This window comes from Cupriavidus alkaliphilus, assembly GCF_014191175.1.
GTDB lineage: Bacteria > Pseudomonadota > Gammaproteobacteria > Burkholderiales > Burkholderiaceae > Cupriavidus > Cupriavidus alkaliphilus.
Genome location: NZ_JACHWE010000002.1, coordinates 168611 through 194478, shown reverse-complemented (window position 1 = coordinate 194478; position 25868 = coordinate 168611). Strand labels below are relative to the sequence as shown.

25 protein-coding genes are annotated in these 25868 nt (G+C 69.0%); 14 read left to right on the top strand and 11 right to left on the bottom strand.

The features are described 5' to 3' along the window. Window positions 1-105: 105 nt before the first annotated feature. Complete coding sequence (locus FHX60_RS07535; protein ID WP_183282961.1) at window positions 106-978, top strand: MipA/OmpV family protein; 873 nt, start codon at window positions 106-108, stop codon at window positions 976-978. Window positions 979-1151: 173 nt separating this feature from the next. Next, window positions 1152-2153, top strand: coding sequence for a Bug family tripartite tricarboxylate transporter substrate binding protein (locus tag FHX60_RS07530; protein ID WP_092312782.1), 1002 nt, complete (start codon window positions 1152-1154; stop codon window positions 2151-2153). 46 nt (window positions 2154-2199) lie between these two features. On the opposite strand, the gene FHX60_RS07525 is transcribed toward FHX60_RS07530, so the two are convergent. Next, the gene (locus FHX60_RS07525; RefSeq protein ID WP_183282960.1) at window positions 2200-4431 is read right to left on the bottom strand and encodes a TonB-dependent receptor; all 2232 of its coding nucleotides are present in this window, start codon (window positions 4429-4431) and stop codon (window positions 2200-2202) included. Between the two features lie 196 nt (window positions 4432-4627). On the opposite strand from FHX60_RS07525, the gene FHX60_RS07520 reads away from it, so the two are divergent. The 7 genes from FHX60_RS07520 (at window position 4628) to FHX60_RS07490 (ending at window position 9241) form a co-directional block, all read left to right on the top strand. Beyond that, complete coding sequence (locus FHX60_RS07520; RefSeq protein WP_183282959.1) at window positions 4628-5203, top strand: cysteine hydrolase family protein; 576 nt, start codon at window positions 4628-4630, stop codon at window positions 5201-5203. A gap of 54 nt (window positions 5204-5257) precedes the next feature. After that, window positions 5258-5632 carry a VOC family protein gene (locus FHX60_RS07515; RefSeq protein WP_112775125.1) on the top strand — a complete coding sequence of 125 codons (375 nt, stop codon included), beginning with the start codon at window positions 5258-5260 and terminating at the stop codon, window positions 5630-5632. A gap of 172 nt (window positions 5633-5804) precedes the next feature. Further along, window positions 5805-6260 carry a universal stress protein gene (locus tag FHX60_RS07510; protein ID WP_183282958.1) on the top strand — a complete coding sequence of 152 codons (456 nt, stop codon included), beginning with the start codon at window positions 5805-5807 and terminating at the stop codon, window positions 6258-6260. Window positions 6261-6298: 38 nt separating this feature from the next. Beyond that, complete coding sequence (locus FHX60_RS07505) at window positions 6299-6517, top strand: DUF2188 domain-containing protein (RefSeq protein ID WP_092312796.1); 219 nt, start codon at window positions 6299-6301, stop codon at window positions 6515-6517. A 126-nt stretch (window positions 6518-6643) separates the two neighbouring features. Then, window positions 6644-7564, top strand: coding sequence for an arginase (gene rocF / locus FHX60_RS07500; protein ID WP_112775123.1), 921 nt, complete (start codon window positions 6644-6646; stop codon window positions 7562-7564). Window positions 7565-7681: 117 nt separating this feature from the next. Next, entirely contained in the window at window positions 7682-8305 is a 624-nt protein-coding gene (locus FHX60_RS07495) for a TetR/AcrR family transcriptional regulator (protein ID WP_112775122.1), read from the top strand. Between the two features lie 57 nt (window positions 8306-8362). After that, window positions 8363-9241 carry an NAD(P)-dependent oxidoreductase gene (locus FHX60_RS07490; protein WP_183282957.1) on the top strand — a complete coding sequence of 293 codons (879 nt, stop codon included), beginning with the start codon at window positions 8363-8365 and terminating at the stop codon, window positions 9239-9241. Window positions 9242-9351: 110 nt separating this feature from the next. Here the strand turns inward: FHX60_RS07490 and FHX60_RS07485 are convergent, their stop codons facing one another. Further along, window positions 9352-9762, bottom strand: coding sequence for a VOC family protein (locus FHX60_RS07485; RefSeq protein ID WP_183282956.1), 411 nt, complete (start codon window positions 9760-9762; stop codon window positions 9352-9354). A gap of 69 nt (window positions 9763-9831) precedes the next feature. Beyond that, the gene (locus tag FHX60_RS07480; RefSeq protein ID WP_183282955.1) at window positions 9832-10272 is read right to left on the bottom strand and encodes a helix-turn-helix transcriptional regulator; all 441 of its coding nucleotides are present in this window, start codon (window positions 10270-10272) and stop codon (window positions 9832-9834) included. A 225-nt stretch (window positions 10273-10497) separates the two neighbouring features. Between FHX60_RS07480 and FHX60_RS07475 the strand changes: the two genes are divergently transcribed. Both FHX60_RS07475 and FHX60_RS07470 read left to right on the top strand, forming a co-directional pair. Next, complete coding sequence (locus tag FHX60_RS07475) at window positions 10498-10674, top strand: hypothetical protein (protein ID WP_183282954.1); 177 nt, start codon at window positions 10498-10500, stop codon at window positions 10672-10674. A gap of 2 nt (window positions 10675-10676) precedes the next feature. Continuing rightward, complete coding sequence (locus FHX60_RS07470) at window positions 10677-11156, top strand: hypothetical protein (protein WP_112775118.1); 480 nt, start codon at window positions 10677-10679, stop codon at window positions 11154-11156. A gap of 18 nt (window positions 11157-11174) precedes the next feature. On the opposite strand, the gene FHX60_RS07465 is transcribed toward FHX60_RS07470, so the two are convergent. The 5 genes from FHX60_RS07465 to imuA form a co-directional block, all read right to left on the bottom strand. Next, window positions 11175-11828, bottom strand: a complete 654-nt coding sequence (locus FHX60_RS07465; protein ID WP_183282953.1) for a YajG family lipoprotein — start codon at window positions 11826-11828, stop codon at window positions 11175-11177. Window positions 11829-11839: 11 nt separating this feature from the next. Further along, window positions 11840-12793 carry a 5'/3'-nucleotidase SurE gene (locus FHX60_RS07460; protein ID WP_092312820.1) on the bottom strand — a complete coding sequence of 318 codons (954 nt, stop codon included), beginning with the start codon at window positions 12791-12793 and terminating at the stop codon, window positions 11840-11842. A 271-nt stretch (window positions 12794-13064) separates the two neighbouring features. Then, window positions 13065-16526, bottom strand: a complete 3462-nt coding sequence (locus FHX60_RS07455) for an error-prone DNA polymerase (RefSeq protein ID WP_183282952.1) — start codon at window positions 16524-16526, stop codon at window positions 13065-13067. Further along, window positions 16523-18085, bottom strand: coding sequence for a Y-family DNA polymerase (locus FHX60_RS07450; RefSeq protein WP_183282951.1), 1563 nt, complete (start codon window positions 18083-18085; stop codon window positions 16523-16525). Before FHX60_RS07450 ends, FHX60_RS07455 begins: the two co-directional genes overlap by 4 nt. After that, window positions 18018-18938, bottom strand: a complete 921-nt coding sequence (imuA, locus tag FHX60_RS07445) for a translesion DNA synthesis-associated protein ImuA (protein WP_183282950.1) — start codon at window positions 18936-18938, stop codon at window positions 18018-18020. The genes FHX60_RS07450 and imuA overlap by 68 nt, the downstream gene beginning before the upstream one ends. 300 nt (window positions 18939-19238) lie before the next feature. On the opposite strand from imuA, the gene FHX60_RS07440 reads away from it, so the two are divergent. From FHX60_RS07440 to FHX60_RS07430, 3 genes are all read left to right on the top strand, one after another. Next, window positions 19239-19526, top strand: coding sequence for a helix-turn-helix domain-containing protein (locus FHX60_RS07440; RefSeq protein WP_181486995.1), 288 nt, complete (start codon window positions 19239-19241; stop codon window positions 19524-19526). Further along, the gene (locus FHX60_RS07435) at window positions 19523-20842 is read left to right on the top strand and encodes a type II toxin-antitoxin system HipA family toxin (protein ID WP_183282949.1); all 1320 of its coding nucleotides are present in this window, start codon (window positions 19523-19525) and stop codon (window positions 20840-20842) included. Before FHX60_RS07440 ends, FHX60_RS07435 begins: the two co-directional genes overlap by 4 nt. A gap of 75 nt (window positions 20843-20917) precedes the next feature. Then, window positions 20918-21826, top strand: a complete 909-nt coding sequence (locus FHX60_RS07430) for a DMT family transporter (protein WP_183282948.1) — start codon at window positions 20918-20920, stop codon at window positions 21824-21826. A 15-nt stretch (window positions 21827-21841) separates the two neighbouring features. On the opposite strand, the gene FHX60_RS07425 is transcribed toward FHX60_RS07430, so the two are convergent. From FHX60_RS07425 to FHX60_RS07415, 3 genes are read right to left on the bottom strand one after another with little or no spacing between them, the layout of a single operon-like run. Further along, window positions 21842-24121 (bottom strand): xanthine dehydrogenase family protein molybdopterin-binding subunit, encoded by a 2280-nt coding sequence (locus tag FHX60_RS07425; protein WP_183282947.1) that lies wholly within the window; start codon window positions 24119-24121, stop codon window positions 21842-21844. Further along, on the bottom strand, window positions 24118-25218 hold the full coding sequence (locus FHX60_RS07420) for an FAD binding domain-containing protein (protein WP_183282946.1): 1101 nt from the start codon (window positions 25216-25218) through the stop codon (window positions 24118-24120). Before FHX60_RS07420 ends, FHX60_RS07425 begins: the two co-directional genes overlap by 4 nt. Next, window positions 25215-25757 (bottom strand): (2Fe-2S)-binding protein, encoded by a 543-nt coding sequence (locus tag FHX60_RS07415; protein ID WP_112775108.1) that lies wholly within the window; start codon window positions 25755-25757, stop codon window positions 25215-25217. The genes FHX60_RS07420 and FHX60_RS07415 overlap by 4 nt, the downstream gene beginning before the upstream one ends. Window positions 25758-25868 lie beyond the last annotated feature (111 nt).

The window sequence follows — 25868 nt, the reverse complement described above, 5'->3', positions numbered from 1 at the left end:
AGGCATTCACGCCGGCGCCGCGCCAGTGGTTGCGCAGGCCGCGATCCAGTGGAAAGATGTCGCCACGGGCCCCGCGCCCGCAACCTGGCTGCCCGCCATGCGGGCATGGAGGCTGCCGTGACCGAGCGAATTCCACCGCGTACTTCCTCGTGCATCGCCCTGCTGCTGGCCACCGGCGCGCTGCTGGCCGCGGGCCGGGCCAGCGCCCAGACGCCGGCACCGCTGGCCGAATGGCAGTTCTCCGCCGGCATTCCGCTGCAGAAGCTGTTCCAGGACGACATCCCCGACTGGCAGGTCCGGCTTGGCGCCGCCGCCATGCTGCGGCCGCGCTACGACGGCTCGTCCGAGTACATCGTGATCGGCGGCCCCAGCATCGATATCCGCTACCGCGACCTCGCCTTTGCGTCGATCGGCGAAGGGCTGGGCGTGAACCTGTTGCGCGGCAAGAACTGGCGCGCCGGCATCGCGCTCACCTACAACCTGGGTCGGCGCGGCCAGGAAGACTCGCCGCACCTGGACGGCATGGGCAATATCAACCCGGCGCCGGAAGGCAAGCTGTTCGCCGAATACGCGGTCTCGAAAGCATTCCCGCTGGTGCTGCGCATCGACGCGCGCCGCAGCCTGGGCGGCAGCGACGGCTGGATCGGCGACATCGGAGCCTATATGCCGCTGCCCGGCAGCTCGGAAAGATTCTTCTGGTTCGCCGGCCCCACCGTCACGCTGGCCGACTCGCGCTACATGAACGCCTGGTACGGCGTCAGCGCCGCGCAGGCGCGCGCCGGCCGGCCGCAGTACCACGCGCGCGGCGGGATCAAGTCATACGGCTTCGGCGTGACCTCCGTGTGGTACTTCGCCAGACACTGGTTTGCCAGCTCTGACGTGGCCGTGTCGCAACTGGCCGGCGATGCGGCCGACAGCCCGATCACGCGCAAGCGGACCAACGCGGTGTTCGACCTGTCGGTCAACTACGAATTCTGACCATCGTCGCGGCCGGCCTGGTTCGGCTATCGCACATTGGATGGCCAGCTCCGGTGATTCAGCCGCACCCGGTGCGGCACCGCGCAGACTGCGTCCCGCATAATTGGCCGGCCGGATCTCCGGCCGCAGGCCCCGCCAGGGGATTGCCAAGCATGCAAAAGAAGGAGACGTAGTTGAAGTCCAGCATCAAGCATCGCGTCGCGCGCAGCGCGCGTTCCATCGCCATCGCCGTTGCCGGCGTGGCCGCCGCCCACACCGCTCCCACTGCCCTTGCCGCCGACGCATGGCCGGCCAAGCCGATCAAGGTTATCGTGCCCTACACCCCGGGCGGCTCCACCGACACGGTCTCGCGGGTCGTGTTCGAGCAGGTCTCGCAACGGCTGGGCCAGCCCATCATCATCGAGAACAAGCCCGGTGCCAACAGCACCCTGGGCGTCGGCGTCGCCGCGCGCTCGGCGCCGGACGGCTACACCTTTGTCTCGGTGCTGGCCGCCTACAGCGCCAACATGTCGCTGTATTCGAAGCTCAGCTACAAGCCCGCCGACCTGGTGCCGGTGGCGGAAATGGCCGAGCTGCCGCTGTTCCTGTTCGCCAGCAAGAAGGTGCCGGCCAGGACCGTGGCCGAACTGGTCGACTACGGCAAGAAGCATCCCGACACGTTGACCTTCGGCTCCAGCGGCGTCGGCAGTTCCGCGCACCTGACCGGCGAGCGCCTGGCGATGGAATCGAAGCTCAAGCTCACCCACGTGCCCTACAACGGCAGCGCGCCGATCCTGCCGGCGCTGGTGTCCGGCGAGGTCTCGGTGGCGTTCGACCCGCTGCTGGTGCCGATGCCGCACGTCAAGTCCGGCAAGATCAACGTGCTGGCCGTCGCCTCGGCCAAACGCTGGCCGGGCGAGCCCAATATCCCGACCATGGAAGAAGCCGGCTTCCCCGGCTTCGTCATGAGCTCATGGACCGGCCTGCTGGCACCGGCCGGCACGCCGCAGCCGATCGTCGCGCGCATGGCCCGGGAAATCGCCGCGGCCACGCGCAGCCCGGAAGTCACGAAGAAGCTGACCGACCTCGGCTTTGTGCCGGTGGGCGGTACGCCCGAGGAATTCCGCAAGCTGATCGAGCGCGATACCAGGCGGTATGCGGAGATCGTCAAGGCGGGCAAGATCACCCTCGACTAAGGCCATGGGCCGGCGGCGCCGAGCGCCGCCAGCCACGCTGCACTGCTTACCAGCGGTGCTGGTACATCGCCGTCAGCGTGATGCCCGCTGCCGGCAGCCGGCTGGTGTTGTTGCTGTTGCGCAGCAGCTGGCTGTACAGCGGGTAGTAGTTGCGGTTGAACAGGTTCTCGATGCCGACCGTGATCGTATCCTTGCGCGTCAGTTCATAGCGGCTGATCAGGTCGACGGTGGTATAGCTGCTGACCTCGCGCCGGCCGAAGCTGTTCTGGCCGTTGAGCCGGTAGTCGCGGCTGGCGTAGTAGCTCAGCTGCACGCGGTTGCTCCACTGGCTCACGGGACGGAACTGCAGGTACGCCGTGACCTTGAGCGGCGGGATGCGGTAACCGGTCATGTCCTGCATGCTGGCGCTGCCCTGCGGCCGTTCGCGCCCGTTGATCCAGGTGATGGTGCCGCCCGCGCCCCAGCGCTCGTCGTCCGAACGGTAGTCGGCCGCCGCTTCCACGCCCGCGATGCGCTCTTCGGTGCGGGTCAGGATCAGGCCGTTGTTGAAGCTCTGCACGTCGCCAAGCTTGGACGTGGTGTAGAACAGCGCCACGCTCGCCAGCGTATTGCCCAGCGCGCCGCGCCAGCCCAGTTCATAGTTGTTGGTCTTGACCGGATCCAGGCTGGACGAATTGATGTCGAAGCCGGCACGCGCATTGCGGATCTGCAGGCCGATGTCCGGCAGCTGGAAGCCCTGGCTGAACGAGGCATAGAACTCCTGGCCCTTGACCGGCGCATAGGCCGCGCCCAGGTTGAACAGCCAGGCGCCATAGTTGACCGTGCCGCCCTTGACCGTGGCCGGGTTGCTCACGCGCGATTGCGACAGCGGCACGAAGTCATCGAAGCTGGCGCTGGCGCGCTCATAGCGCAGGCCGCCCTCGGCCGACCACTGCTCGCTGAACTTGTGCTGCAGCTGGCCGAAGATGCCGCCACTGCGCGTGGTCAGCGGCGGCATGTAGGTGGCCGTGCCGATGCGGTTGAAGACCAGCCCGCCGCTGCTGTCGTAGGAGCGCGGATCGAACAGGTCCAGCGGCATGTCGCTGCGCTCCTGGTTGTAGTCGGCGCCCCACAGCAGCTTGGTGGCCTTGGCCTGGCCCAGCGGTGTGCTGATGGTCAGGCGCCCGCCGAACACGTCGCTGTTCTGGCTGATCTGGTCGACATTGCCGCCGCGCGTGGCCACCGCGCGCGCATCGAAGGGCGGGAAACGCGTGAAGTAGTCGCGGTAGTAGAACTGGCTCGATACCGTGCTGCCGAACAGGTCCTGGTGCTGGTAATCCAGGTTGACCACGGTATTGCGCAGCTCATTCTGGTTGTCCAGCTGCAGGCCGCGGATCGCGCGCGCGGCGGTGGAGCCGGCCGGCGCACGGGCCACCGACGGATCGGACGCATAGTCGGTGTTCTGCTTCGCCTGGTACCGGCTGACGCTCAGCTGCAGCCGCTGCTGGCCGTCGATGCGCCAGCCCAGCTTGCCGCTCAGGTTATAGACGTTGGAATCGAACAGATCGCCCTGGCTGGGCTCCGGCGCAATGCGGTGGCCTTCGGCATCGTAGGGGCTGCCGATGCGCTGCGCGCCCAGGTGGAAGGCATAGTCGATCGGCCCCTGGCTGCCGGAGAAGTGCTGCTGCACGTTGGCGCTCAGCCCTTCCTTGCTCAGCCGCGTCAGCGGCGTGCCCAGCGTGACCGTGGTGTCCGCGCTCGGCGGCCCGCCGGCCTGGCGCGTGGTGATCGAGATGATGCCGCCGCTGGCACCCGCCCCGTAGAGCGCGCTGCTGCCGCGCAGCACCTCGATGCGCTCGATATTGCTGGGGTCGATGGTGGCCAGGTTGCGCGCCGAATCGCGGTTGGTGTTCAGCGGGATGCCGTCGACCAGCACCAGCGCGCTGCGCCCGCGCAGCGTCTGGCCGAAATCCGTCACCGTGCGGCTGGAATCGGCCATGCCCGGAATGACCTTGCTCAGCATGGTGGCAAGGTTGGTCGAGCCCGTGCGCAACTCGTCCAGTTCCTCGCGCTCGATCACCGTGACCTGCCGCATCGGGTTGACCAGGTCGCTCTTGATACGGTCGACCCGCACCTCCACGGCATTCAGGCTACCCGCTTCCACCGACGCGGCCTGGGCCTGGGCCTGGGCCTGGGCGGCGGAGACAAGCGGCATCGTGCCCGCTATGGCGCAGATCAGCAGGGACAGCGGGCGAGGACGAAGGGCGAAACGGATAGAGGTGGCCGGAAGTTTTTGCATGGTGGCTGCAGGCGCGCGCGGAGGGATTTAATGATTTGTAACAAAACCGGGAATGATAATGATTCCCGATTGTGTTAGCAAGCGCTGGTGTGGCCGTGGTTATGTTTGGCAAGGCATATGGCAGCGCAGGAAGCGATCCGAACCGGCCCTGGTTGCCGTGATAGAGTCGGTCTTCATTCACGCCGGTACGCACAGCATGACCGACCCGATCCCGCCTATCGTCCCGGCGCAAACCGCCCTGGTAGTCATGCACTACCAGACCGACATCCTGGCCCTCTTTCCCTCCGTCGCCCCCACCTTGCTTTCCAATACGCGCAAGCTGTGCGACGCAGCGCGGTCCCGGGGGGTCAGCGTCTATTTCGCCAAGATCCACTTCAGCCCGGGCTATCCGGAAGTCAGCGCGCTGAACCGCAATGGGCAGGGAATCAAGCGGCTTGGCCTGTTCGTCGACGACCAGATCTCGCCCGAACTTGAGCGGCGGGACGGTGAGCCGCTGATCGTCGCCCATCGCGCGAGCGTGTTCTTTGGTACCGACCTGCAGGTACGCCTGTCCGCCCAGGGCATCGATACCCTGCTGATGGTGGGCATTGCCTCGACCGGCGTGGTGCTGTCATCGGTGGCGTATGCGAGCGATGCGGATTTTCGCCTGTTCACGGTCAAGGATTGCTGCTACGACCCGGACCAGGTCGTGCACGACCATCTGTTTGCCACGGCATTCGATTCGCGCACCACGGTGCTGTCGCTCGCTGACGCCCTGGCACTGCTTGGCTGAGCCCTCCGGCAGCCCGGGGCGCAACGCGGGCACACCAACGACTGAGGAGAACCCATGTTTGACCACGTCAAATTCGGAGTCAGCGACTATGCAGCAAGCAAGGCGTTCTTCCTCAAAGCGCTGGAGCCGCTCGGTGTAGCGGTGGTGTCGGAAGGGCCGCCGGCCTACGGTGTCGAACTCAGCGCAAAGGGCAAGGCTTCGTTATGCCTGTTCCAGACCGACGAGAAGCCCGCGCACCTGCACCTGGCGTTTACCGCCGAGACACGGCAGCAGGTCGACGCCTTCCATCGCGCAGCATTGGCGGCCGGGGCCAGGGACAATGGCGGCCCGGGGCTGCGGCCGCACTACCACGCGAACTACTATGCGGCGTTCGTCATTGGTCCTGACGGGCACAACATCGAGGTGGTTTGCCAGGCGCCCGGCGCGTAACCCTCCAGGCAAAGCACCTGTCGTCATCACCGCGCTCCTGGTCGCAACCAAGGGGAGGCGCCAGCCTGCCGCTTCGGATTGATGCTCGTCAAGCGTGCATCCACGCCGGCATCTACGCTGAGTAAAGCGCCCCGCTCCTTGATTCCGCATCCCCTTCGCCAGGAGACTCATCATGTACCAGCGCATCCTGCTCGCCGTCGATGGCAGCCGTTCTTCGGACCTGGCCCTGAGCCAGGCCATCATCATCGCCAGGGCGACCGGCGCCGAGGTCAAGGCCCTGTTCGTGGCGGACGACACCGATGTCTTCTTCGAAGCCAGCTACTTCAACCCGAAAGAACTGGTCGACAGCATGATCGCGCATGGCCGCAAGGCACTCGATGCGGCCTCCGTCAAGCTCAGCGAGGCAGGCGTGCCGAACCTGATGCAACTGGATGAAAAGCCGGTGGCGCCTGGCCAGGTCTCGTCGACCATCGTTGCCGAGGCCGATGCCTGGAATGCCGACCTGATCGTGCTTGGCACGCATGGACGCCGCGGCGTACGGCGCTTGCTGATGGGCAGCGTATCGGAAGGCGTCCTGGCCAAGACCAGCAAGCCCGTGCTGCTGGTTCGCAGCGAAATCGAAGGCTAGGTCCTAGACTGCAGGCATGTGGCTGACCAGGAGCAATCATGCCGAACGTTCATGTGGTACCCAGCGGGGGTAAATGGAAGGTCGAAGTGGAGCGTGGCACACAAGACACGCCGACTTATGACAGCGAGGACGCAGCAATCGTCGCCGCGACGGCGCTCGCCAGGAAGCTGCAGGGTGAACTGCTCGTACACGGGGCGGACGGGGCGATTCGCATCCGGAATTCCTTTGGTAATGACGCCCGAGACGTCAGGCGGTAGGCGTCGACGCGGTGCGGGACACCGCCCTCGCCGGCGACCCTTTGCGTCAAGGCGGGAGGGTGCCGGCCGCGGCGGGTACGAAACCTGCAAACGCATGCTGGCATCCGCACTCACCGCATCCTTGCCATGAAACCCGTCACGCTGATTGGCGCCCCCACCGACATCGGGGCCGGCACGCGCGGCGCCTCGATGGGCCCGGAGGCGCTGCGCGTCGCCGGCCTGGCGCAGGCGCTGTCACGCAACAAACTGCAGGTCGAGGACGCCGGCAACCTGGACGGTCCGGCCAATCCGTGGCAGCCGCCCCGGGACGGCCTGCGCCACCTCGACGAAGTCCTGGCGTGGAACCGTGCGGTCTATGACGCCTGCCTCGGCACCCTGCAAGCCGGTCGGCTGCCGTTGCTGATGGGCGGCGACCATTGCCTGGCGATCGGCTCGATCAGCGCCGCGGCGCGCCATTGCCGTGACACCGGCAAGACCCTGATGGTGCTGTGGCTCGACGCGCACGCCGACGCCAATATCGGCACCACCACGCCTACCGGCAACATGCATGGCATGCCGGTGGCCTGCCTGTGCGGAGACGGTCCCGCACCGCTGACCACGCTGGCCGGCGCGGCGCCGGCGGTGCAGCGCAGCGCGATCCGGCAGATCGGCATCCGCAGCGTCGATGCGGAGGAGAAGCGCCGCCTGCACGAATTACATCTGGCGGTGTACGACATGCGCTACATCGACGAGAACGGCATGCGCCACACCATGCAGCAGGCGCTGGCGGGCATCGACGCGCAGACGCACCTGCACGTCAGCTTTGACGTGGATTTCCTCGACTGCGTGATTGCGCCCGGCGTGGGCACGACCGTGCCGGGCGGGCCGACCTATCGCGAAACCCAGCTGTGCATGGAAATGATCGCCGATACCGGCCAGCTGGCATCGCTCGACGTGATGGAACTGAACCCGGCCTGCGACGTGCGCAACCAGACCGCGCAACTGGCCGTGGACCTGGTGGAAAGCCTGTTCGGCAAATCGACGCTATGGCGTCCGCCGGCCGGTTAAAAAGTTGCACGGCGTGCCTGTCGATACTTCAAAGCCGTGCACGGGCGCCGCCATGACGAAGCGCCGATGAGGTGCTATATTGGGAGCCATCGTTTCCTAATTGGCCAATCTGGCAGCATGACCGCAACCCAGCCCCAAGTCCCCACGCGCACACGCGGCCGGGGCCGCCCGCGCGAGTTCAACGTCGACCAGGCGCTGGACCGGGCCGTGCGCGTGTTCAGCGAACGCGGTTACCACGGCGCTTCGATCTCCGACCTCACCCGCGCCATGCGTCTCGCGCAGGGCAGTCTCTACAAGGCGTTCAAGGACAAGCAATCGCTGTTCATGGCGGCGTTCGATCGCTACCGCGCCCAGCGGGCAGAAAAGCTGCACCGGGCCATCGACAACGCCGGCAGCGGGCTGGACCGCCTGCGCGCCACGCTGGACTTCTATGCCGACTCCGCCCAGGGCGCCGCTGGCCGGCAAGGTTGCCTGGTCGTCGGCAGCGCGGTGGAACTGTCGGCATTCGACAAGCCAGTGGCCAGCCACATCGCCGCCGCGATGTCGCGCAACGAGGCGTTACTGGCCGACCTGATCCGCCAGGGCCAGCAAGACGGCTCGATCCCGGCCCATGTGAACGTCGAAGCGACCGCGCGGATGCTGTTGTGCCTGACGCAAGGCATGCGGGTGGTCGGCAAGACCGGACGCAGCCGCGAACAGATGCAAGCCGTGGCGACCGCTGCACTCAAGGTATTAGCCTGAAAATTTTTTCCCTATTTAGGAAACAATCGATTCCATTTTTGACCGAGGAGAACACCGATGAAGATCGCTTTTCTTGGCCTGGGCACCATGGGCCTGCCAATGGCGGCAAACTTGCTCAAGGCCGGCTATGCAGTGCGCGGCTGGAATCGCTCGCCCGCGCCGGTGGCGACGCTGGCAGCGCTCGGCGCGCAAGGCGCGGCCACACCCGTCGAGGCGGTCACCGATGCGGACGTGCTGATCTCGATGCTGGCCGACGATGCCGCCACCCGTGCCACGATAGTGGATGCACAGACACTGTCCGCGCTCAAGCGGGGAGCCATTCATGTCAACATGGCCACCGTGTCGGTGGCCATGGCAGCCGAACTGGCTGCGTTACACCAGGCGCAAGGCGTGGGCTATGTCGCCGCACCGGTGCTGGGCCGGGTAAACGTTGCTGAAGCGGGCCAGCTGAACATCCTGGCCGCCGGCAATGCCGACGCCATTGCAACCGTGCAGCCGCTGCTGGATGTACTCGGCCAAAAGACCTGGCGCCTGGGCGAACGGCCAGAACAGGCCAACGCTGCCAAGCTTGCCGTGAACTTCATGATCGCCAGCGCCATCGGTACGATGGGCGAAGCCGTGGCACTGGCGCACGGCCATGGGGTCGACAAGGCCGGCTTTCTGGAACTGGTCATGTCTACGGCCTTCGCTGCGCCTGTCTACAAGGGCTATGGCCAGGCCATCGCCGAAGAGCGCTTCGAGCCAGCAGGATTCAAGCTGGCGCTCGGCCTCAAGGACGTGCGCCTGGCGTTGGAAGCGGCGGAACAGGCCAATGTTCCCCTTCCCCTGGCTAGTACCCTGCGCGATACCCATATCGAAAGCCTGGCCCATGGCGAAGGCCACCTGGATTGGGCGGCACTGTCGCGCACGTCCGCACGCCGTGCCGGGCAGGCCTGAACAACTGCCGCACAGCGACCGCTGCGAAGATGCTTGCAGCTTTTGATCTTCTTCTTAGCGGACTCAGTACGTGCGGCGCGAACCCGGGGGCCGGCGCACGGCCGCCGCCCTCATTTGAGTTGCTGGATCCGGATCATGTTGCCGGCCGGATCGCGCACCGCGAAATCGCGCACCCCGTAAGGCTGGTCTGTCGGCTCCTGCACGATCTCGGCGTCGCGGTCCTGCAGGCGCTGGAAGACGGCGTCCAGGTCCCTCGCGCCAAGCAGCAGCATGGCGAAGGTACCCTTGGCCATCATCTCGGCGATGGTGCGCTTCTCCTCGTCGGTAACGCCCGGTGTCGCGCTTGGCGGGTACAGGACGATGGAAGTGTCGGGCTTGTCCTTCGGGCCGACGGTGATCCAGCGGTGGCCGCCAAAGGCGACATCCTTGCGGATCTCGAAATCCAGGGCGTCCCGGTAGAACGCCAGCGAGACCTCCGGATCGGAATGAGGCAGGAAGGTCGAGTGAATGGTGAGGTCCAAGATCAGTCTCCGTAAGGGTGAGGAAGCGGTGGCCGTCGCGGCGTTGGCCCGGAATGCATGGAAGCCAGTCTAGCCGGACGACTGTTCCGGCGCTTCTCGATTCCTGATCGGTCGCGTCACCTGCCTGGCGATGCAGGCCGGGATGCCCTCGGCCTCGCGCGCGCAATCGCGCCGGTAAATGCTGGGCGAGACGCCGACCAGCTCGGTGAACCGTGAACTGAAGGACCCCAGGGACGAGCACCCCACCTCGAAGCAAACCTCGGTGACACTCAGGTCGCCCCGCCGCAGCAGCGCCATGGCGCGCTCGATGCGCCGGGTCATCAGGTAGGCGTAGACCGACTCGCCATAGGCCAGCCGGAACTGCCGGCTGAGATGACCCGCGGACATATGCACGCTCCGTGCAAGCGCCTCGACGTCCAGCGGCTGGGCGTAGTCGCGGTCAATGCGGTCGCGGACCCGGCGCAGGCGGGCCAGGTCACGCAGGACGGTGTCGGGGGTCGCGGCGGGCATCGGCAGGTGTGGCGGGGCTGGTAGTGCGCGTTCGACTGCTCATCGGTGATCCTGGCGGGAAATAGCGCACGCATGGCAAGGGCGCCGCCGCCAGCTTCCCGGCCTGCGATTATCTCCCACACCAAGGTGCCTGGTCACGAATTCACAGGCTGCCTGTCCCAGGATGCCACGGCCTTGTCGATCATGTCTGGGCCTCAATGCTGCGCAATGCCGGTGTCCTTGACCATGCGCGCCCAGCGCTCGCTTGGGCACCGCCACCCCAGGGTGACCGGCGCAAAATCCTCGCAATGGCCGTGCGGCAAGCTCAAGCCGGCGCTCGAAACAGCCGATATCCGCCTGGAGCCGGCAGATTCCGATGACGAATTGCCGATCGCCGGCGAACCAGGAGAAGCACCACCGTGACAATGATCGAACCGATTGCAGCCAACGCAGCGGCTGCCGTGTCGATGGATACACCTGCGGCACCACCCGCCTCCACCAGCGCAAGCGCCAGCGACGCGCCGGGGATTCGCTCCCGCCCCGCGGCCAGTACCGAAATCCATATCTCGGCCCCTGGCCACGCACTGGCTGGTGGCAACCAGGCCGCGTCGGTGCGCGACCACAGCGATGTCGACGACAGCGGCCTGCCCGATCAGGCCAAGGATGCGATCAAGCGCCTGCGCGAACTGCGTGCGCAGCTGGCGCGCAAGCTGCAGGAGCTGGAGGCGGCTAAGAACGCCACCACCGGCACGCCGGACCAGAAGCGCATCCGCATCGCGGTGCTGCAGCAGGAAATCGCCAGCCTGGGCGCCGCCATCACCACCACCACCGCGACGCTGAACCAGGCCATTCGCGACCTCTCCGCAGAGCAGCAAATGCTGGCCGGCAGCCTGGCCATGCGCTAGCACGCCAGGCTGCATCGCTCAGTCGCGATACGCCCACAGGTCCACCACGCGGCCGCCATCGTCGGCAATCAGGCGGAACGCGGCCGGCAGGTAGTCGGCATCGATGGCCAGCACCCCGGTGGCGCTGGCGGGCAGCGTGCCGCAGGCCGACGTCGACAGCTTCAGGCCCAGGGTATTCGGCATGGCCTGCGCGGCGAGCGTTCCCGACAGCTGGCACGCCGAAGCGCCGGGCGCGATCTTGCCTTCTGCGGTGACGGTGAAGGTGGCACTGGCGCCGGCAGGCAGCACCGTGGTGTAGGTGCCGGCCACGCTGGCAAGGTCGACGCTCGCGGCGGGCACCGCCGCCCGGCTCAGCAGCTTGACGCTGGCGGACGCGTCCGCGCCCGGTGCGGCGACCCAGCTGCCGCCCTTGTCGCGCCGGTAGATAGCGGTGGCCATGTCCTCGGCATCGGCCAGGGCCAGGTAGCGGCTGCCGTCCGTGCCGGCGTAGTACTTGCCGACGGTCGGGTTGTCGGCATCGCCGACGCTGACGACGTAGGCGCCGGGGTCCAGGTCGGTGACCGACAAGGTCGCGGTGGCGGGCGGTGCGCCGTTGTCGGGCGCGTCGTTGCCGCCGCACGCGGCCAGCCCCAGCACGGCTGCCAGGGGAATCAGGGAAATGAGGCGTTTCATCGGGACCTGCCTCACTGGCCGAACAGTTCACCCAGGCGCAGGCGCAGCCATTGCTGGCCCGCGGGACGCTGGTCGAAGCCGATCTGCATGGCAGTGACGGCGGTCTTGGTCTTGTACACGACCGACTCGTCCTCGGCCTGCGCGGCGGTCGGCGTGCCGCTGCCGGCGCCGATGCCGAGCCCGTACGGCGCCGTGCCGCTGAATTTCAGCGCATACGCGTCGAAAGTGCCATGTCGCGAGAACGCGAACGGCGTGGCCGCCGTCGGCGCGTTCGGGAAGTTGACGTTCAGCGCCAGCCCCGCCGGCAGCAGCGGGCCACCGTTGGCCTTGGCCTGCAGCGTGCCGAGCAGCTTGATGGTCAGCTGCGCCACCACGCCGGACACCGGGCTCGCCAGGCCGGCATTGTCGACCGAGTCCGTGCCCGCGCTCAGCGCGATCGACGGAATGCCGCGCGCTGCGCCGAACTGCGCATTGCTGACGGTGCCCGAACTGTTGACGATGCGGCCGACGTTCTGGCCTTCGTTGGGACCGGACAGCACCAGGTCCGGGGCCTTGCCCCAGCGTGCCGGCGCCAGCACGTCCAGGCCGTACATGGTCGCCATCACCGGCGTGCCATGGGCGTAGTGGTAATCGCCGTTGGTGTAGCCCGCCTTGGTGAAGGGGCCCACCGCCGGCTCGCCGGTCTTGGCCGCGCCGTTGTGGCAACCGCCTTCGGCCTCGACCTGGGTCTTGTCGTTGTCCGGCACGATGACCGTGGTGCTGTACATCACGATGCCGGCGCCGCGGCCGCTCTGGCCGGTGCAGGGTACGCTGACGATGACGTTGTGGCCGGCGCCCTTGAGGGCGTCGTACAGCGCCTTCAGGTTGCTGGTCAGGCCGTCGTCGTTGGTCAGCAGGATGTTGAGGGCGAAGGCAGGGCTCGCCGTGGCGGCCAGCAAGGCCGCGGCGATCAGGCGGGATTTCATGTCGGCGGTAGGTCTGGGTGGTTCAGGAATGCGGGCGAGGCGTGCCCGCGCGGCAGGCAAGTTACTGCGGGCAGCCCGGTGAGGCTGGCGGGGCGCACGCGCCGGCAGCGCCGATGTAGGTGGCGCGGGCCGGGCGCAGCGCCCTCTGTCGTCCGTGGTGGACGGACGCTACCTTAACCGCGCTTCATGACAGTTGCGTGAACAACAAAGGACGCCGCGCCGAGGCTTGGCGAATGCGCGGTTCAGCGCCAAGGCCCGCACCGGCAGCACGTCAATGAAAATCCCGGCTTCCCACCATCAACCGTCCCAGCATCGGACTCAGGTCCACCAGTTCCTTGGCCACCAGGTGGCGCACGTCGCCCTGGCGCTGCCAGGTGCCGACCACGCCCAGCAGCGTGGCCCCCAGCACCTCCTTGCGCTGGCGCTCGACCAGGTCTGGCCACAGGATCAGGTTGATGCTGCCGGTCTCGTCCTCGATGGTGGCGAAGATGGTGCCGCTGGCGGTGGACGGGCGCTGGCGCACGGTGACGATGCCGCAGGCGCGCACGCGGCGGCCGTTGGCGCAGCGTTCGAGCTGGCTGGCAGTGACAAAGCGCATCGCCGCCAGCTTGTGCCGCAGCAGCGCCAGCGGGTGCGACTTGAGCGACAGGCCCAGGCTGGCATAGTCCGCGGTCACGTCTTCGCCCAGGCGTGGCGGGGGCAGCGCCAGCGCGGCTTCGGCGGGCGGCGCTTCATACAGCAGGTCGCGGTGCGCGGCATGCGCGGCCGCGGCGCGCGCCTGCCAGCGGGCCTGGCGGCGGTTGCCGGCGAGCGGCGCCAGCGCGTCGGCGGCGGCCAGCACGTCGATGTCGTGGCGGTCCAGGCCGGCGCGCAGGGCCAGGTCTTCGACGCTGTCGAAGGCACGCTGCGCCCGCGCGGCCTCGATGCGCAGCGCGGCGGCTTCGCGCATGCCCTTGACCCGGCCCAGGCCCAGGCGCACGCGCGGATGCGGCGGCCGATCCTGCCGCATGCGGGCCGCGTTGACAGCATCGGACTCCGGTGCCGGTTCCAGCGTGCTGTCCCAGCGGCTGATGGTGACATCCACCGGCAGCACCTGCACATCATGGCGGCGCGCGTCCTGCACCAGCTGCGAAGGCGAATAGAACCCCATCGGCTGGCTGTTGAGCAGCGCGCACAGGAAGGCCGCCGGGTGGTGGCACTTGAGCCACGAACTCACGTACACCAGCTTGGCGAAGCTGGCCGCATGGCTTTCCGGGAAGCCGTACTCGCCAAACCCCTCGATCTGCTTGCAGATCGCCAGCGCGAAGGATTCCGGATAGCCCTTGCCGGTAAGCGCGCGCACCAGCGCGTCCTGGTATTTGCGCAGGTCGCCGCGCCGCCGCCACGCCGCCATCGAGCGGCGCAACTGGTCGGCCTGCCCGGGCGAAAAACCCGCCGCGTCGATGGCCAGCTGCATCACTTGCTCCTGGAAGATCGGCACGCCCAGGGTGCGGCCCAGCACTTTCTCGATCACCTGGTTGAAGTAGACCGGCGGCTTGCGCGTGCGGCGGAAGGCCTCGCGCCGCTTCAGGTACGGATGGACCATGCCGCCCTGGATCGGGCCGGGCCGCACGATGGCCACTTCCACCACCAGGTCGTAGTACTCGCGCGGCTGCAGCCGCGGCAGCATCGATTGCTGCGCGCGCGACTCGATCTGGAACACGCCGATGGTGTCGGCCTTGCAGATCATGTCGTAGGTCGGCTTGTCCTCCTTCGGGATGTCCTCCATGCGCGCCGGCAGCCCAGCTCGCGCCGGATCAAGGCTGGGGTTGGGGATCATCTCCAGCGCGCGCCGGATCGCCGACAGCATGCCCAGCGCCAGCACGTCGACCTTGAGCAGGCCCAGCGACTCCAGGTCGTCCTTGTCCCACTGGATCACGCTGCGGTCGGCCATGGCCGCGTTCTCGATCGGTACCAGCCGCGACAGCTTGTGCCGCGCGATCACGAAACCGCCCACGTGCTGCGACAGGTGGCGCGGAAAGCCGCGCAGCTGCGCGGTCAGGCTGGCCCACTGCTGCACCGCCGGGGACTCGGGATCGAGCCCGTAGCGGGCGATCTTGTCGACAAAGCCCGGGCCGCCGTCCCACCATGCCTGGCCCTTCACCACCTGCTCGACCACGCTGGCGTCGATGCCCAGCGCGCGCCCCACGTCGCGCAGGGCGCTGCGCGAACGGTAGGTGATCAGCGACGCCGCCAGCGCGGCGCGGTGGCGGCCGTATTTGTCGTAGATGTACTGGATCACCTCTTCGCGCCGCTGGTGCTCGAAATCCACGTCGATATCGGGCGGCTCATCGCGCTCGCGCGACAGGAAGCGGCCGAACAGCAGGTTGGCCTGCTCGGGGCTGACCTCGGTCACATACAGGCAGAAGCACACCAGCGAATTGGCGGCGGAGCCGCGCCCCTGGCACAGGATGCCGCGCGAGCGCGCAAAGCGCACGATGTCGTGCACCGTGAGGAAGAACGGCTCGTAGTGCTTTTCCTCGATCAGTTCGAGCTCTTCTTTCAACTGCGCCTCCCACTCCAGCTTGAGGCCGTTGGGAAAGCGCTCGCCCTTGCCACGCTCGACTTCCTTGCGCAGATAGGAGATCGGGGTCTCGCCGGGCGGCACCAGTTCCTCGGGGTACTCGTAACGCAGCGTGCCCAGCGAGAAATCGCAGGTCTCGGCAATCTTGAGCGTCTGCGCCAGCGCCTCGCGCGGGTACAGGCGCGACAGCACCTGGCGCATGCGCAGGTGCTGCTCGGCATTGGGCGCCAGCGCCATGCCGCATTCGGCCAGCGGCTGGCCCAGCCGGATCGCGGTCAGCACGTCGGACAGCGGCTTGCGCGAGCGCACATGCATGGTGACCGCGCCGGCCGCGGCCAGCGGCACGCCGGTCTGCGCCGATACCGCTTCCAGGCGCGCGCGGTGCAAGGCATCGGCGTGGCCCTGCAACTGTTCCAGCGCGATCCAGGCACGTTCGCCGAACACTGCGCGGCACCACTCGGCCTGCTCCAGCAGTTGCTCAGGCTCGGCGCAATAGTCGGGCAGCAGCAGCGCCACGCAGCCGGGCATGCCGCGCAGGTGGGCGACGTCGCCGGCCGGCGCGGCGAGGTCTTCTGGATGCAGCCGGTAGCTGCCCTTCTGCGCGCGCCGGCGGCCCAGCGTGATCAGCTCGCTCAGGTTGCCGAAGCCCTCGCGATGCTGCGCGATCAGCACCAGCCGCAGCGGCGCCTGCTCCGGGCCAGCGGCCGGGGTCAGGCTGAAGCGGCTGCCGATCAGCAGCGAGAAGGCATCGGCGGCGCGGGCCAGCGCCTGCAGGCGCCGGTGACGGCTGGCGTGGAAGCCGGGATCGTCGTCGCCGCTGCCGAAGGCTTCGGCGTCGTCGAGCAGCGGTTCATCGATGCCATCATCGGCACCCTCATCGACACCCTCGGCGCCCCGTGCCGCGCTGCGCGCCACCGCGTCGTGCAGGCGCTTGCGCAGGGTCTCGATGGCATCGTGCGCGCGCGCGGTGCCGGCCACCGAGCATTCATCGGTCAGCGCCAGCCCGCTGTAGCCCAGGCCGAAGGCGCGCTCGATCAGCTCGCCCGGGTGCGAGGCCCCGCTCAGGAAGGTGAAGTTGGAGATGCAGTGCAGCTCCACGTAATCCGGCAACGCCGGCAGCAAACCCGGCAACGAGGCGGACAGCGAGGTGGGCAAAGGCGGCGCGCTCATGCGAACAACCCATGCAGGAACCAGCGGTACTCGCCGCCATCGTCCTGCGCGGCATGGCCCGGACGCTCGCGGAAGATCCAGCAGCGCAGGCCGTCGGCGCGCTCGGCGATAAAGTAGTCGCGCGTGGCCAGGGCCCCGTCCCACCAGCCGGCCTCGATGCGCTCGGGCCGGCTCAGCAGCGCCAGCGGGCCGCCGTGGCAGGGCCGGTGGCGCTGCACCGGCAGCGGCAGCGGCTGCGGCAGCAGCCACAGCGGGCGCTCCGGCTGCGGCGCCGGCAGGCTGGCGGGCTTGCCGCCGGGCTCGTCGACCGGGCTCCAGCGGTTGGCGCGCTCGGGCCGGTGGTCGGCCAGCGGCCGCGGCTGCAGCACGTTGTCGCGGCCCAGCCGCGCCATCAGCGTGTCGAGCAGGCGGCCCAGGTCTTCCGGCGTGCCGCCGGGCTCGGGGAACAGCGCCTCGCTTTGCGGCACGCACGCGGCCATGGCCTCCACGCGCAGCGCCAGGCCGGTCACGGGAGCATGGAAGCTGAGCTTGTCGAGCTTTTCGCGCAGCAGCCGCGACAGGTGCGCGGGATCGCGGCTGGGCTGGGCCAGGCCCAGGGGCACCGGGGTGCCTTCGGTCGCCGCGCCGCGCCGGTAGCGCTCATGCTCCAGCACCAGCACGCAGCGCGTGACGCCGGCCTGCTGCGCTGCCAGCCAGCCCGCCAGCGCCAGCAGCAGCCGCTGCGCGCCGGCCAGCACGGCTTCGACGGATTCGATCCGGCCCGGCAGGTCCATGCGCTGCGCAAACGCGGGCGGCGCCACAAACCAGACGAAGCGCGCCGGCGCCTCGCCATAGGCCTGGTCCAGCCGCGCCAGCAGCGCCGGGCCCAGCCGGCGCGTCAGGCCCGCGCGCGGCAGGCGCCGCACCTCGCCCAGCGTGCGGCAGCCGATGCCGTCCAGCCAGGCCGGATCGGCCAGCGTGTGCAGCGCCTCCACCGGCAGGCGGTCGAGCAGCCGGTGCAGGCGCGCCATGCCCACCGCCCGGCGGCCGGGCCGCACCACGCCGCGCCGCGTGCGCCGCAGCGGCTGGCGCGCCAGCCATGCGGCACCGTGCGCGGTCGGGCCGCAACCCACCTGGGCCACGGTGCCCAGCTGGCGCACGCAGGCACGCACCGCGCGGCACAGCGCGCGATGGCCGCCGAACAGGCGCAGGCTGGCGCTGACATCGAGCATCAGCGTGGCCGACTCCGGCTCCTCGTCGACGGTCACGCCCGGCGTGAAACGCAGCAGCGCCAGCGCCGCCGCTTCCATCAGCGCGGCTTCGGCGGCCGGGTCGCGCTCCAGCTGCACGATATCGGCCGACAGGGCCTGCACGCCGCCGCGGCGCATGCCATAGCGCACGCCCAGCTGCATGGCCGGGCCATTGGCCAGCACCACCTGCTCGCGCGCCATCACCGCCACCGGCAGCGCATGGTGCAGGGTGGCGGCGGACACGCTCGCGGCGGGCGCCGGCTCAGGCCAGTTGGGCTGCAGGGCGTCCAGGGGCAGGCGCGGCAGGTGCACCGCGATCCAGTACGGCATCGGAAGAAAGCTGAGAAGACTGCGCCAGCGGTTCGGGCCCGGGCGGCGCCCCCGCAGTTGCCCCTGCCGGGGCCGGCCAGGCGGCCGCGCGCGTGGCCGCCGCCATGCCGTCCAGGCGCAGCAGCAGCGGCGTGTCCCGCACCGGCCCGCGGCGCTTGTGGAAGGTGATCGACAGCATGTTGCCGGGCAGCGGCGCCAGCAGCAGCCGCAGCACCGCGGGCGACGACTCGCGCAGCGCCGCGGCAGGGCGCAGTGCCCATGCCACCGCGTCGCCGGCCTGCGCCAGCACCTGCAGCCGCCGCAGCGCCTCGGGGCGCGCCGCGGGCAGCCACACCAGCACGCCGCCAAAGGCCTGGCTGCGCAGCACCTGTTCGGCGGCCCACAGCATGTCGGCCTGCTGCGCGGCCCTGGCCGCTTCGGCCGGAGCACGCACCCAGTAACACTGCCGCGCCGGCAGCCCGGCCGCGGCCAGCCCCATCGCATTGGGCAGGTAAGGCGGCGCCACCAGCGCAATGCGCCGCCCTGCCCCGGCCAGGGTGCGCAGGGCCGGCAGCAGCAGGCGCATTTCCCCCGCGCCGCCCTGCGTGGTCAGCAGTTCGGTCAGGCCGCCGGCCGGCCAGCCGCCGCCGGGCAATTCCGCCGACAACGCGTCATACCCGGTCGGGCACACCGCGGCCCCGCCGGCGCGGCCCAGCTGGCCGGCCCGCCACAACCCGGGATAGCGCTGCTCAAGCGCCGACAGCGCCTGCTGGCGCTCGGCCGCGGCAGGCCAGGCAGGCCCTGACGCCGCCGGCGCAGGGAAAGGCAGACCCTCCGCCGCCCTTGGCGAGGCTGCGTGCAATGGCGCAGTCATGTGAAGTTAGCGTCGCTCGCCGGCAGGCGAGGATTTAGGATATTTACAATAACTGTATATTTATACAGTATCGGTGACAAGGCAAGGGGTAACGCAAGGAGGTGGAGGCAGCGGCACTGCGCAGCGTCTCGACAACGCGCCGGCCCTCTCGCGCCCGCCGGCCTTTGGCTACGGAGGCTGCCATGCACTATCATTCCATAGAATGATATTTTGTGAAAAAAGCTTCTATCGAATGATAAGCACGAGGCTTGTCAAGAAAGGTATCATTCCAAAGCATGATTTTTACCATTGACTAATGCCATGTCATTAATCTCCCAATGCCGCGAGTTGCGGGAAGCCCGGGGCAAGAGCCTGGGCGAGCTCGGCCGGATCCTCGGCATGGCGGCGCAAAACCTGTCGGCCATCCTGCTCGGAAAGAAGGACAGCCGCGCTTCCACGCTGGACGCGCTGGCCGCCGCGCTCGACGCGCAGTGGGTCCTGGTGCCCAACGAACGCCTCGCCGAAGTCCGCCAGGTGCTGGAGGGCAAGGGCAGCGGCCCCGACCGCGGCGCCCGCGCCGCGCTCGACATCTTCCTGGACCAGGAATGAGCTACGCCCTGCATCCCCGTTTCCTGGAGGTCCGGCTATATGACCGGCTGTGCGGCTACCTGTGCGAGGCCGGCGGCAATGTCCGCTTCGTGCCGGGCGATGAATTCCGCGGCGACACCGACCGCCCCACGCTGAGCCTGTCGATCACGGTGCCGACCGAAGCCGGCCGCCGCGCCACCGCCGAGGTGCTGGACAACCCCTTCCATCCCGCGGTCTACAACACCGGCCATGAACTGCCGCCCTACTTTGCCGGGCTGCTGCCCGAAGGCGAGTTGCGCAAGCGGCTGGAAGCCACCCGCAGCCACCCCGAAGACAAGGACGACTTCGGCATCCTGGCCTCGGCCGGCAACGACCTGCCCGGAGCCGTGGTGGTGCGGCCGGCGGACATCGGCGCCCTGCCCGCCTATGCCCGCGCCTATGGCGTGACCGGCGGCGCCGACAACCTGGAGATCGCCGTGGTCGAGGGCGCCACGCAGGGGGCCGCGTCGGTGTCCGGGGTGCAGAACAAGCTGGCCCTGTCGACGGTGCAGGACGGCAAGCGCTACACGCTGCCGAGCCACGGCAAGCTGTCCGACATCATCGCCAAGCTGCCGGCCAGGAACGACGACGCGCAGGTGTTCAACGAATCGGTCTCGATGCAGCTCGCCGCCGCCGCCGGCGTGCATGTCGCGGCCACGCGCGTGCTGCCCATGTCGACCATCGCGGTGGAAGGACTGGCCGAGGCCCTGGGCGAGGACCTGCACTACCTTGCCGTCGACCGCTTCGACCGCACCCCGTCCGGGCGCGTCCATGCCGAGGACGGCTGCCAGATGCTGGGCCGGATGCCGGCCCGCAAGTACGCCAGCATCGACGGCTACGTGCAGCTGGTTGCCACGCTGTACCGCCTGAGCCCGGGCGGGGTCGAGCATGTGCGGCAGTTCTTCCTGCGCCAGGCGGTCAATACGCTGATCGGCAACAGCGACGCGCACCTGAAGAACTTCTCGGTGATCTACCCCAACGGCGTGCTGCCGGTGCTGTCGCCGGCGTACGACATCGTCTGCGTGGCGGCGCTGCCCGGCTTCGCCTCGTACGGCCAGAACGTTGCCATCGACCGGCTGCAGCGCGAGGAAACCCTGGCCGTGTACGAGGCGATTGCCGAGCAAGCCGGCGTGCCGCGCCGCATCGCCACCGCCGCGGTCAGGGAAGCGGTGGCGCTGGCGCATGCCCGCTGGCCGCGCCTGCTGGACGAACTCGACGCACCGCCGGCCATCCGCGAGGTCGTCACCGGGCGCCTGGCGACGCTGCCGCTGGCGCGCGCCGCGCGTTCCGGCCGGTGAGTGCCCGCGCCGCGTAGCGGCACCTGAAGCATCGCCATCGCGGATAATGCGCCATCCACCCATCGACCTCGCCCCATGTCCGCCAGCAGCCCCAGCCCCCGACGCCTCGACTGGACCACCCTGTTCCTGCTGACCTTTCCGCCGCTGAGCTGGGCCGGCAACGCCATCGTGGGCCGGCTTGCCGCCGGCACGGTGCCGCCGGTCACGCTGAACTGGGCGCGCTGGGTGCTGGCCGGCATGCTGCTGGCACCGTTTGCGTGGCGCGGCGTGGTCGAGCACCGCGCGGTGCTGCGCCGGCACGCGGGCGTGATCACCGCCATGGGCATCCTGTCGATTGCCAGCTATAACGCGCTGCAGTACCTGGCGCTGACCAGCTCGACGCCGATCAACGTGACGCTGATCGGCGCGTCCACGCCGCTGTTTCTGATCGTGATCGGCGCGCTGTGCTTCGGCGAACGGATCCGGCCCTGGCATGTCGCCGGCGCGCTGCTGTGCATGGTCGGCGTGACCTTCGTGCTGGTGCGCGGCGAACTGGCGCGGCTGGCGCAACTGGACCTGGTGCCGGGCGACCTGTACATGCTGGCGGCCACCATCGCGTGGAGCGCCTACACCTGGCTGCTGCGCAAGCAGCGTCCCGCGCTGCCCCTGCCGGTGCTGCTGTTCGCGCAGATCGTCACCGGCGTGCTGGCCAGCGCGCCGGTGACGGCATGGGAACTGCTGACGCTGGAGCAGCCGCTGCAATGGAACGGCAAGGTCGCGGGCATCCTGCTCTATGTCGCGACCATCCCGTCGCTGCTGGCCTACTTTGCCTGGGACCGCGCCATCGCGCGCGCGGGCGCGCAGCTGCCGGTATTCTTCATCACGCTGACGCCGGTCTTCGCCGCGCTGCTGTCGACGGTGCTGCTGGGCGACTGGCCGCGCTGGTACCACGGTGTCGGGCTGGCCGCGATCGCGGCCGGGATCTGGCTGGCGCAGCGGCGTTGACGGCGGCCGGCCGGATCAGCGGGCCATGACCTTGTCCGGCGTCATCGGCGTGCTGCGCAGCCGCCTGCCGGTGGCGTGATAGATCGCATTGCTGATCGCGGCAGCGACCCCCACCAGCCCGATTTCGCCCACACCCTTGGCGCCCAGGCTGCTGACCACGCGGTCGTCCTCGTCGACGAAGATCACGTCCAGGTCCTGGATATCGGCGTGCGAGGCGATGTGGTACTCCGCAATATTGCGGTTCATGAAGCGGCCGAGCGCATGGTCGCTGTGCGTTTCCTCGTGCAGCGCCTGGCCGATGCCCCACACCATGCCGCCCAGGATCTGGCTGCGCGCGGTCTTCGGGTTGATGATGCGGCCCGCCGCCACCGCGCTGACCACGCGCGTCACGCGCACGGTGCCCAGCGCCTCGTCCACGCGCACTTCGCAGAACACCGCCGAGTGCGCGGCGCGCGTGTATTGCTTCTGCTTGAACAGGTTGGGCAATTGCAGGAACGATGCCTCGATCTGCTCGCGCCGGGCCGCTGCCAGGATGCCGGTCAGCGGCAACGACACGCCGGGGCTGGGGCGCAGGCTGACCCGGCCGTGCTCGAACACCAGGTCCTCGTAGCGCGCCCGCTCGAAGCCGGCACCCTGCATGCGCCGCGCCATGTGCCACAGCATCCGGCGCAGCTTGTCGCACACGCCGTCGACCGCCGTGCCGACCGTGGCCACATGCGCCGAGCCGCCTTCGACGGGCGCCACCGGCAGGTCCGAATCGCCCAGCACGAACGTCACCTGCTCCAGCGGCAGGCCCAGCGACGCGGCGGCGATCTGGCTCATCACCGTCAGCGTGCCGGTGCCGATATCGCTGGCGGCGCTGGCGACCTCGAGCCGGCCGTCGGCGCGGAATACCGCGCGGGCGCGGCTGAACATCTGCAGCGCGTCCCAGGTGCCGCTGGCCATGCCCCAGCCGATCAGCTCGTGGCCATCGCGCATCGAACGAGGCTGCGGCGGCCGGCCGGCCCAGCCGAACCGTTGCGCGCCCTGCGCGTAGCATTCGCGCAGGGCCTTGCTCGAGAACGGCAGGCCGCTGGCGCCGTCGCGCTCGGCGTAGTTTTTGAGCCGCAGCGCCAGCGGGTCCATCCCCACCGCATAGGACAACTCATCCATCGCCACCTCGATCGCATGCACGCCGTGCGCGGCGCCCGGCGCGCGCATGTCGGCCGGCGTGGGCTGGTCGAGGTCGACCACCTTGTAGTCCTGCCGGCTGTGCTCGGACGCATAGAGCTGGGTGGACCAGTTGACCACCACTTCGACGTAGTGCTCCATGCGCGAGGTCTCGGCCACGGCTTCATGGATCAGGCTCACCAGCCTGCCATCGGCGTCGGCACCCAGCCGCACGCGTTGCCAGGTCTCGGGCCGGTGGCAGAACGTGAACATCTGCGGCCGCGTCAGCACCACGCGCACCGAGCGCTCCAGCGCCAGCGCTGCCATCACCGCCAGGATCAGCTGGTACTGCGGCCGCAGCCCCGAGCCGAAGGCGCCGCCCACGTATTCATTGCGTACCGTGACCTTGCGCTTGGGCAGCCCGAACACCCGCGACACCATCCAGCGCGAATTCTGCGAGCCCTGGGTCTTGTCGTAGATGGTCAGGTGGCCGTCGCCGCCGCGGATCACCGTGGTGGCGTGCATCTCCATCGGGTTGTGGTGCTCCACGCCGCTGTAGAACTCCGCGTCGACGTGAAAAGGCGCGCGCGCGAAGGCGGCGTCGGCGTCGCCGCGCGCCCTGGGCGGGCCGGAATATCCCGCCTTGAAGCGCATCGGCTTGCCGGCGCGGCCCAGGTGGTCCAGCAGGCTGGTCTCGTGCTGCCACGCCTGGTAGCGCACGCGCACCAGCGTGGCGGCATGGCGCGCCGCCTCGAAGGTCTCGGCCACCACCAGCGCGACCGGCTGGCCGCTATACCAGATGCGCGCGTCGTGCAGCGGCTTGAACGGCGAACCGGCGGGCGCGACCATGTCCTTGTAGAACAGGTCGAGCGAACGCACGCGCGGGCGGCGCTCATGCGTCAGCACCTCGAGCACGCCCGGCACCGCCAGCGCCGCGCTGCAATCGATCGACACGATGCGGCCGCGCGCGATGGTGCTGTTCACCACCACTCCGTGCGCGAGGTCGAAGGCCGGATGCTCGGCGGCATAGCGCGCCGTGCCGGTGACCTTGGCCACGCCATCGAGGCGCGGGACCGGCGTGCCGATGCCGACCGGACCCGTGCCGGGCCGTGCGCGCGGCGTACATTGCGGGATCGGATCGTTCATGGCTGCTCCTCCTCGCTGAAGGCGTCTTCGCCGGTATTGCTCAGCAGGCCGGCAACCGCCATTTCCAGCGCGCGCACGATCGCGCGCTCGGCCAGCGCAATCTTGAAGCTGTTGCCGGGCAGGCTCTCGGGCACGGCCGGGCCGCCCCAGGCGCGCGCATCGCGCAGCAGAAAGCGGGCCACGGAGGCAAAGTGCTCGGCCGTGGCGGGCCGTCCCTGCAGGTGCGCCTCGGCCTCGGTATCGCGCCACGGCTTGTGGGCCACGCCACCCAGCGCCAGCCGCGCGGCGCGCACGGTGCCATCGCCGGCGAGGTCCAGCGCGGCGGCCACCGACACCAGCGCGAACGCAAACGACGCGCGCTCGCGGATCTTCAGGTAACAGGCATGGCGCGCAAACTCGGCGGCGGGCGGCAGCACGATGTGGGTAATCAGTTCATCAGGGCGCAGCGTGGTGTCGATGTGCGGCCGATCCTCCGGCAGGCGATGGAATTCATGAAACGGAATCTCGCGGCGCCCGCTGGCCGACGCCACGTGCACCACCGCGTCCAGCGCCGCCAGCGCCACGCACATATCCGATGGGTGAGTAGCAACGCAATGCTCGCTCGCGCCTAGGATGGCATGCTGGCGCGCCAGCCCGGTCGCCGCCGGGCAGCCGCTGCCGGGCTCGCGCTTGTTGCAGGGCACGCCCGGATCGTAGAAGTAATAGCAGCGCGTGCGCTGCAGCAGGTTGCCGCCGTTGGTCGCCATATTGCGGATCTGCGCCGAGGCCCCGGCCAGGATCGCCGCGCGCAGCAACGGATACTGCGCGCGCACCAGCGGGTGTTGCGCGGTATCGGCGTTGCTGGCCAGCGCGCCGAGCCTGAGCCCGCCATCCGCCGTGGCCTCGATCATCCGCAGCGGCAGTTGCCTGACATCGACCAGCGCGGCCGGATGCATCATGCCGCCTTTCACCAGGTCGATCAGGTTGGTGCCGGACGCCAGGAAGTGCGGCGCGTGGTCGTCGCCAAGGCTTTGCACGCCGGCGTCCCGCTGCGCCGCGGCGATCGACTGCAGCGCCGCTTCCACCGTGGCCGCGCGCTCATACCGGAACGGGTTCATGATGGCTCCTGGTCGCGGTCCGCCAGCCCGGCGACTTCGGCGATCGCCTCGACGATCTGCGCATACGCGCCGCAGCGGCACAGGTTGCCGCTCATGCGCTCGCGGATCTCCTGCCGGCTTGCCGGCGGATGCTCGTTCAGCAGGCCCACGGCCGAGCACAGCTGTCCCGGCGTGCAATAGCCGCACTGGAACGCGTCGTGGTCGATAAAGGCCTGCTGCAGCGGATGCAGCGCGCCCGTGTCGCGATCGGCCAGCCCCTCCACGGTGGTGATGTCGGCGCCGTCATAGGACACGGCCAGGCACAGGCACGACTTGATGCGCCTGCCGCCGACCAGCACCGTGCAGGCGCCGCATTGGCCGTGGTCGCAGCCCTTCTTGGTGCCGGTGAGTTGCAGTTGCTCGCGCAGCAGGTCAAGCAGGATTACCCACGGCGCCAGCAGCAGCTCGTGGGTGATGCCGTTGATGTGCAGCGTGGTAGGGATCTGTTGCAGCGCGCCGGCCTCGGATGCCGGCGGAGCAAGCGGGTCTTCCAGTGCCATGGGCGCCTCCGCCGGTTCATGTTCCCTGGGGGAATGGAACAAAGGCAGCAAGCGTCATGCCATCAGGCTTGCCCGGCTTCACCACGTTGCATCCGGCGAGCGGTGCGTGCC

Coding starts and splice junctions, on each gene's coding strand:
- FHX60_RS07495 (WP_112775122.1), top strand. CDS start 7,682: ATGACCGCAACCCAGCCCCAAGTCCCCACGCGCACACGCGGCCGGGGC.
- FHX60_RS07415 (WP_112775108.1), bottom strand. CDS start 25,757: ATGGCACTGGAAGACCCGCTTGCTCCGCCGGCATCCGAGGCCGGCGCG.
- FHX60_RS07480 (WP_183282955.1), bottom strand. CDS start 10,272: ATGCCCGCCGCGACCCCCGACACCGTCCTGCGTGACCTGGCCCGCCTG.
- FHX60_RS07430 (WP_183282948.1), top strand. CDS start 20,918: ATGTCCGCCAGCAGCCCCAGCCCCCGACGCCTCGACTGGACCACCCTG.
- FHX60_RS07455 (WP_183282952.1), bottom strand. CDS start 16,526: ATGAGCGCGCCGCCTTTGCCCACCTCGCTGTCCGCCTCGTTGCCGGGT.
- FHX60_RS07505 (WP_092312796.1), top strand. CDS start 6,299: ATGCCGAACGTTCATGTGGTACCCAGCGGGGGTAAATGGAAGGTCGAA.
- FHX60_RS07490 (WP_183282957.1), top strand. CDS start 8,363: ATGAAGATCGCTTTTCTTGGCCTGGGCACCATGGGCCTGCCAATGGCG.
- FHX60_RS07470 (WP_112775118.1), top strand. CDS start 10,677: ATGATCGAACCGATTGCAGCCAACGCAGCGGCTGCCGTGTCGATGGAT.
- FHX60_RS07435 (WP_183282949.1), top strand. CDS start 19,523: ATGAGCTACGCCCTGCATCCCCGTTTCCTGGAGGTCCGGCTATATGAC.
- FHX60_RS07465 (WP_183282953.1), bottom strand. CDS start 11,828: ATGAAACGCCTCATTTCCCTGATTCCCCTGGCAGCCGTGCTGGGGCTG.
- FHX60_RS07515 (WP_112775125.1), top strand. CDS start 5,258: ATGTTTGACCACGTCAAATTCGGAGTCAGCGACTATGCAGCAAGCAAG.
- imuA (WP_183282950.1), bottom strand. CDS start 18,938: ATGACTGCGCCATTGCACGCAGCCTCGCCAAGGGCGGCGGAGGGTCTG.
- FHX60_RS07535 (WP_183282961.1), top strand. CDS start 106: ATGGAGGCTGCCGTGACCGAGCGAATTCCACCGCGTACTTCCTCGTGC.
- rocF (WP_112775123.1), top strand. CDS start 6,644: ATGAAACCCGTCACGCTGATTGGCGCCCCCACCGACATCGGGGCCGGC.
- FHX60_RS07520 (WP_183282959.1), top strand. CDS start 4,628: ATGACCGACCCGATCCCGCCTATCGTCCCGGCGCAAACCGCCCTGGTA.
- FHX60_RS07460 (WP_092312820.1), bottom strand. CDS start 12,793: ATGAAATCCCGCCTGATCGCCGCGGCCTTGCTGGCCGCCACGGCGAGC.
- FHX60_RS07525 (WP_183282960.1), bottom strand. CDS start 4,431: ATGCAAAAACTTCCGGCCACCTCTATCCGTTTCGCCCTTCGTCCTCGC.
- FHX60_RS07510 (WP_183282958.1), top strand. CDS start 5,805: ATGTACCAGCGCATCCTGCTCGCCGTCGATGGCAGCCGTTCTTCGGAC.
- FHX60_RS07420 (WP_183282946.1), bottom strand. CDS start 25,218: ATGAACCCGTTCCGGTATGAGCGCGCGGCCACGGTGGAAGCGGCGCTG.
- FHX60_RS07475 (WP_183282954.1), top strand. CDS start 10,498: ATGCGCGCCCAGCGCTCGCTTGGGCACCGCCACCCCAGGGTGACCGGC.
- FHX60_RS07425 (WP_183282947.1), bottom strand. CDS start 24,121: ATGAACGATCCGATCCCGCAATGTACGCCGCGCGCACGGCCCGGCACG.
- FHX60_RS07440 (WP_181486995.1), top strand. CDS start 19,239: ATGTCATTAATCTCCCAATGCCGCGAGTTGCGGGAAGCCCGGGGCAAG.
- FHX60_RS07450 (WP_183282951.1), bottom strand. CDS start 18,085: ATGCCGTACTGGATCGCGGTGCACCTGCCGCGCCTGCCCCTGGACGCC.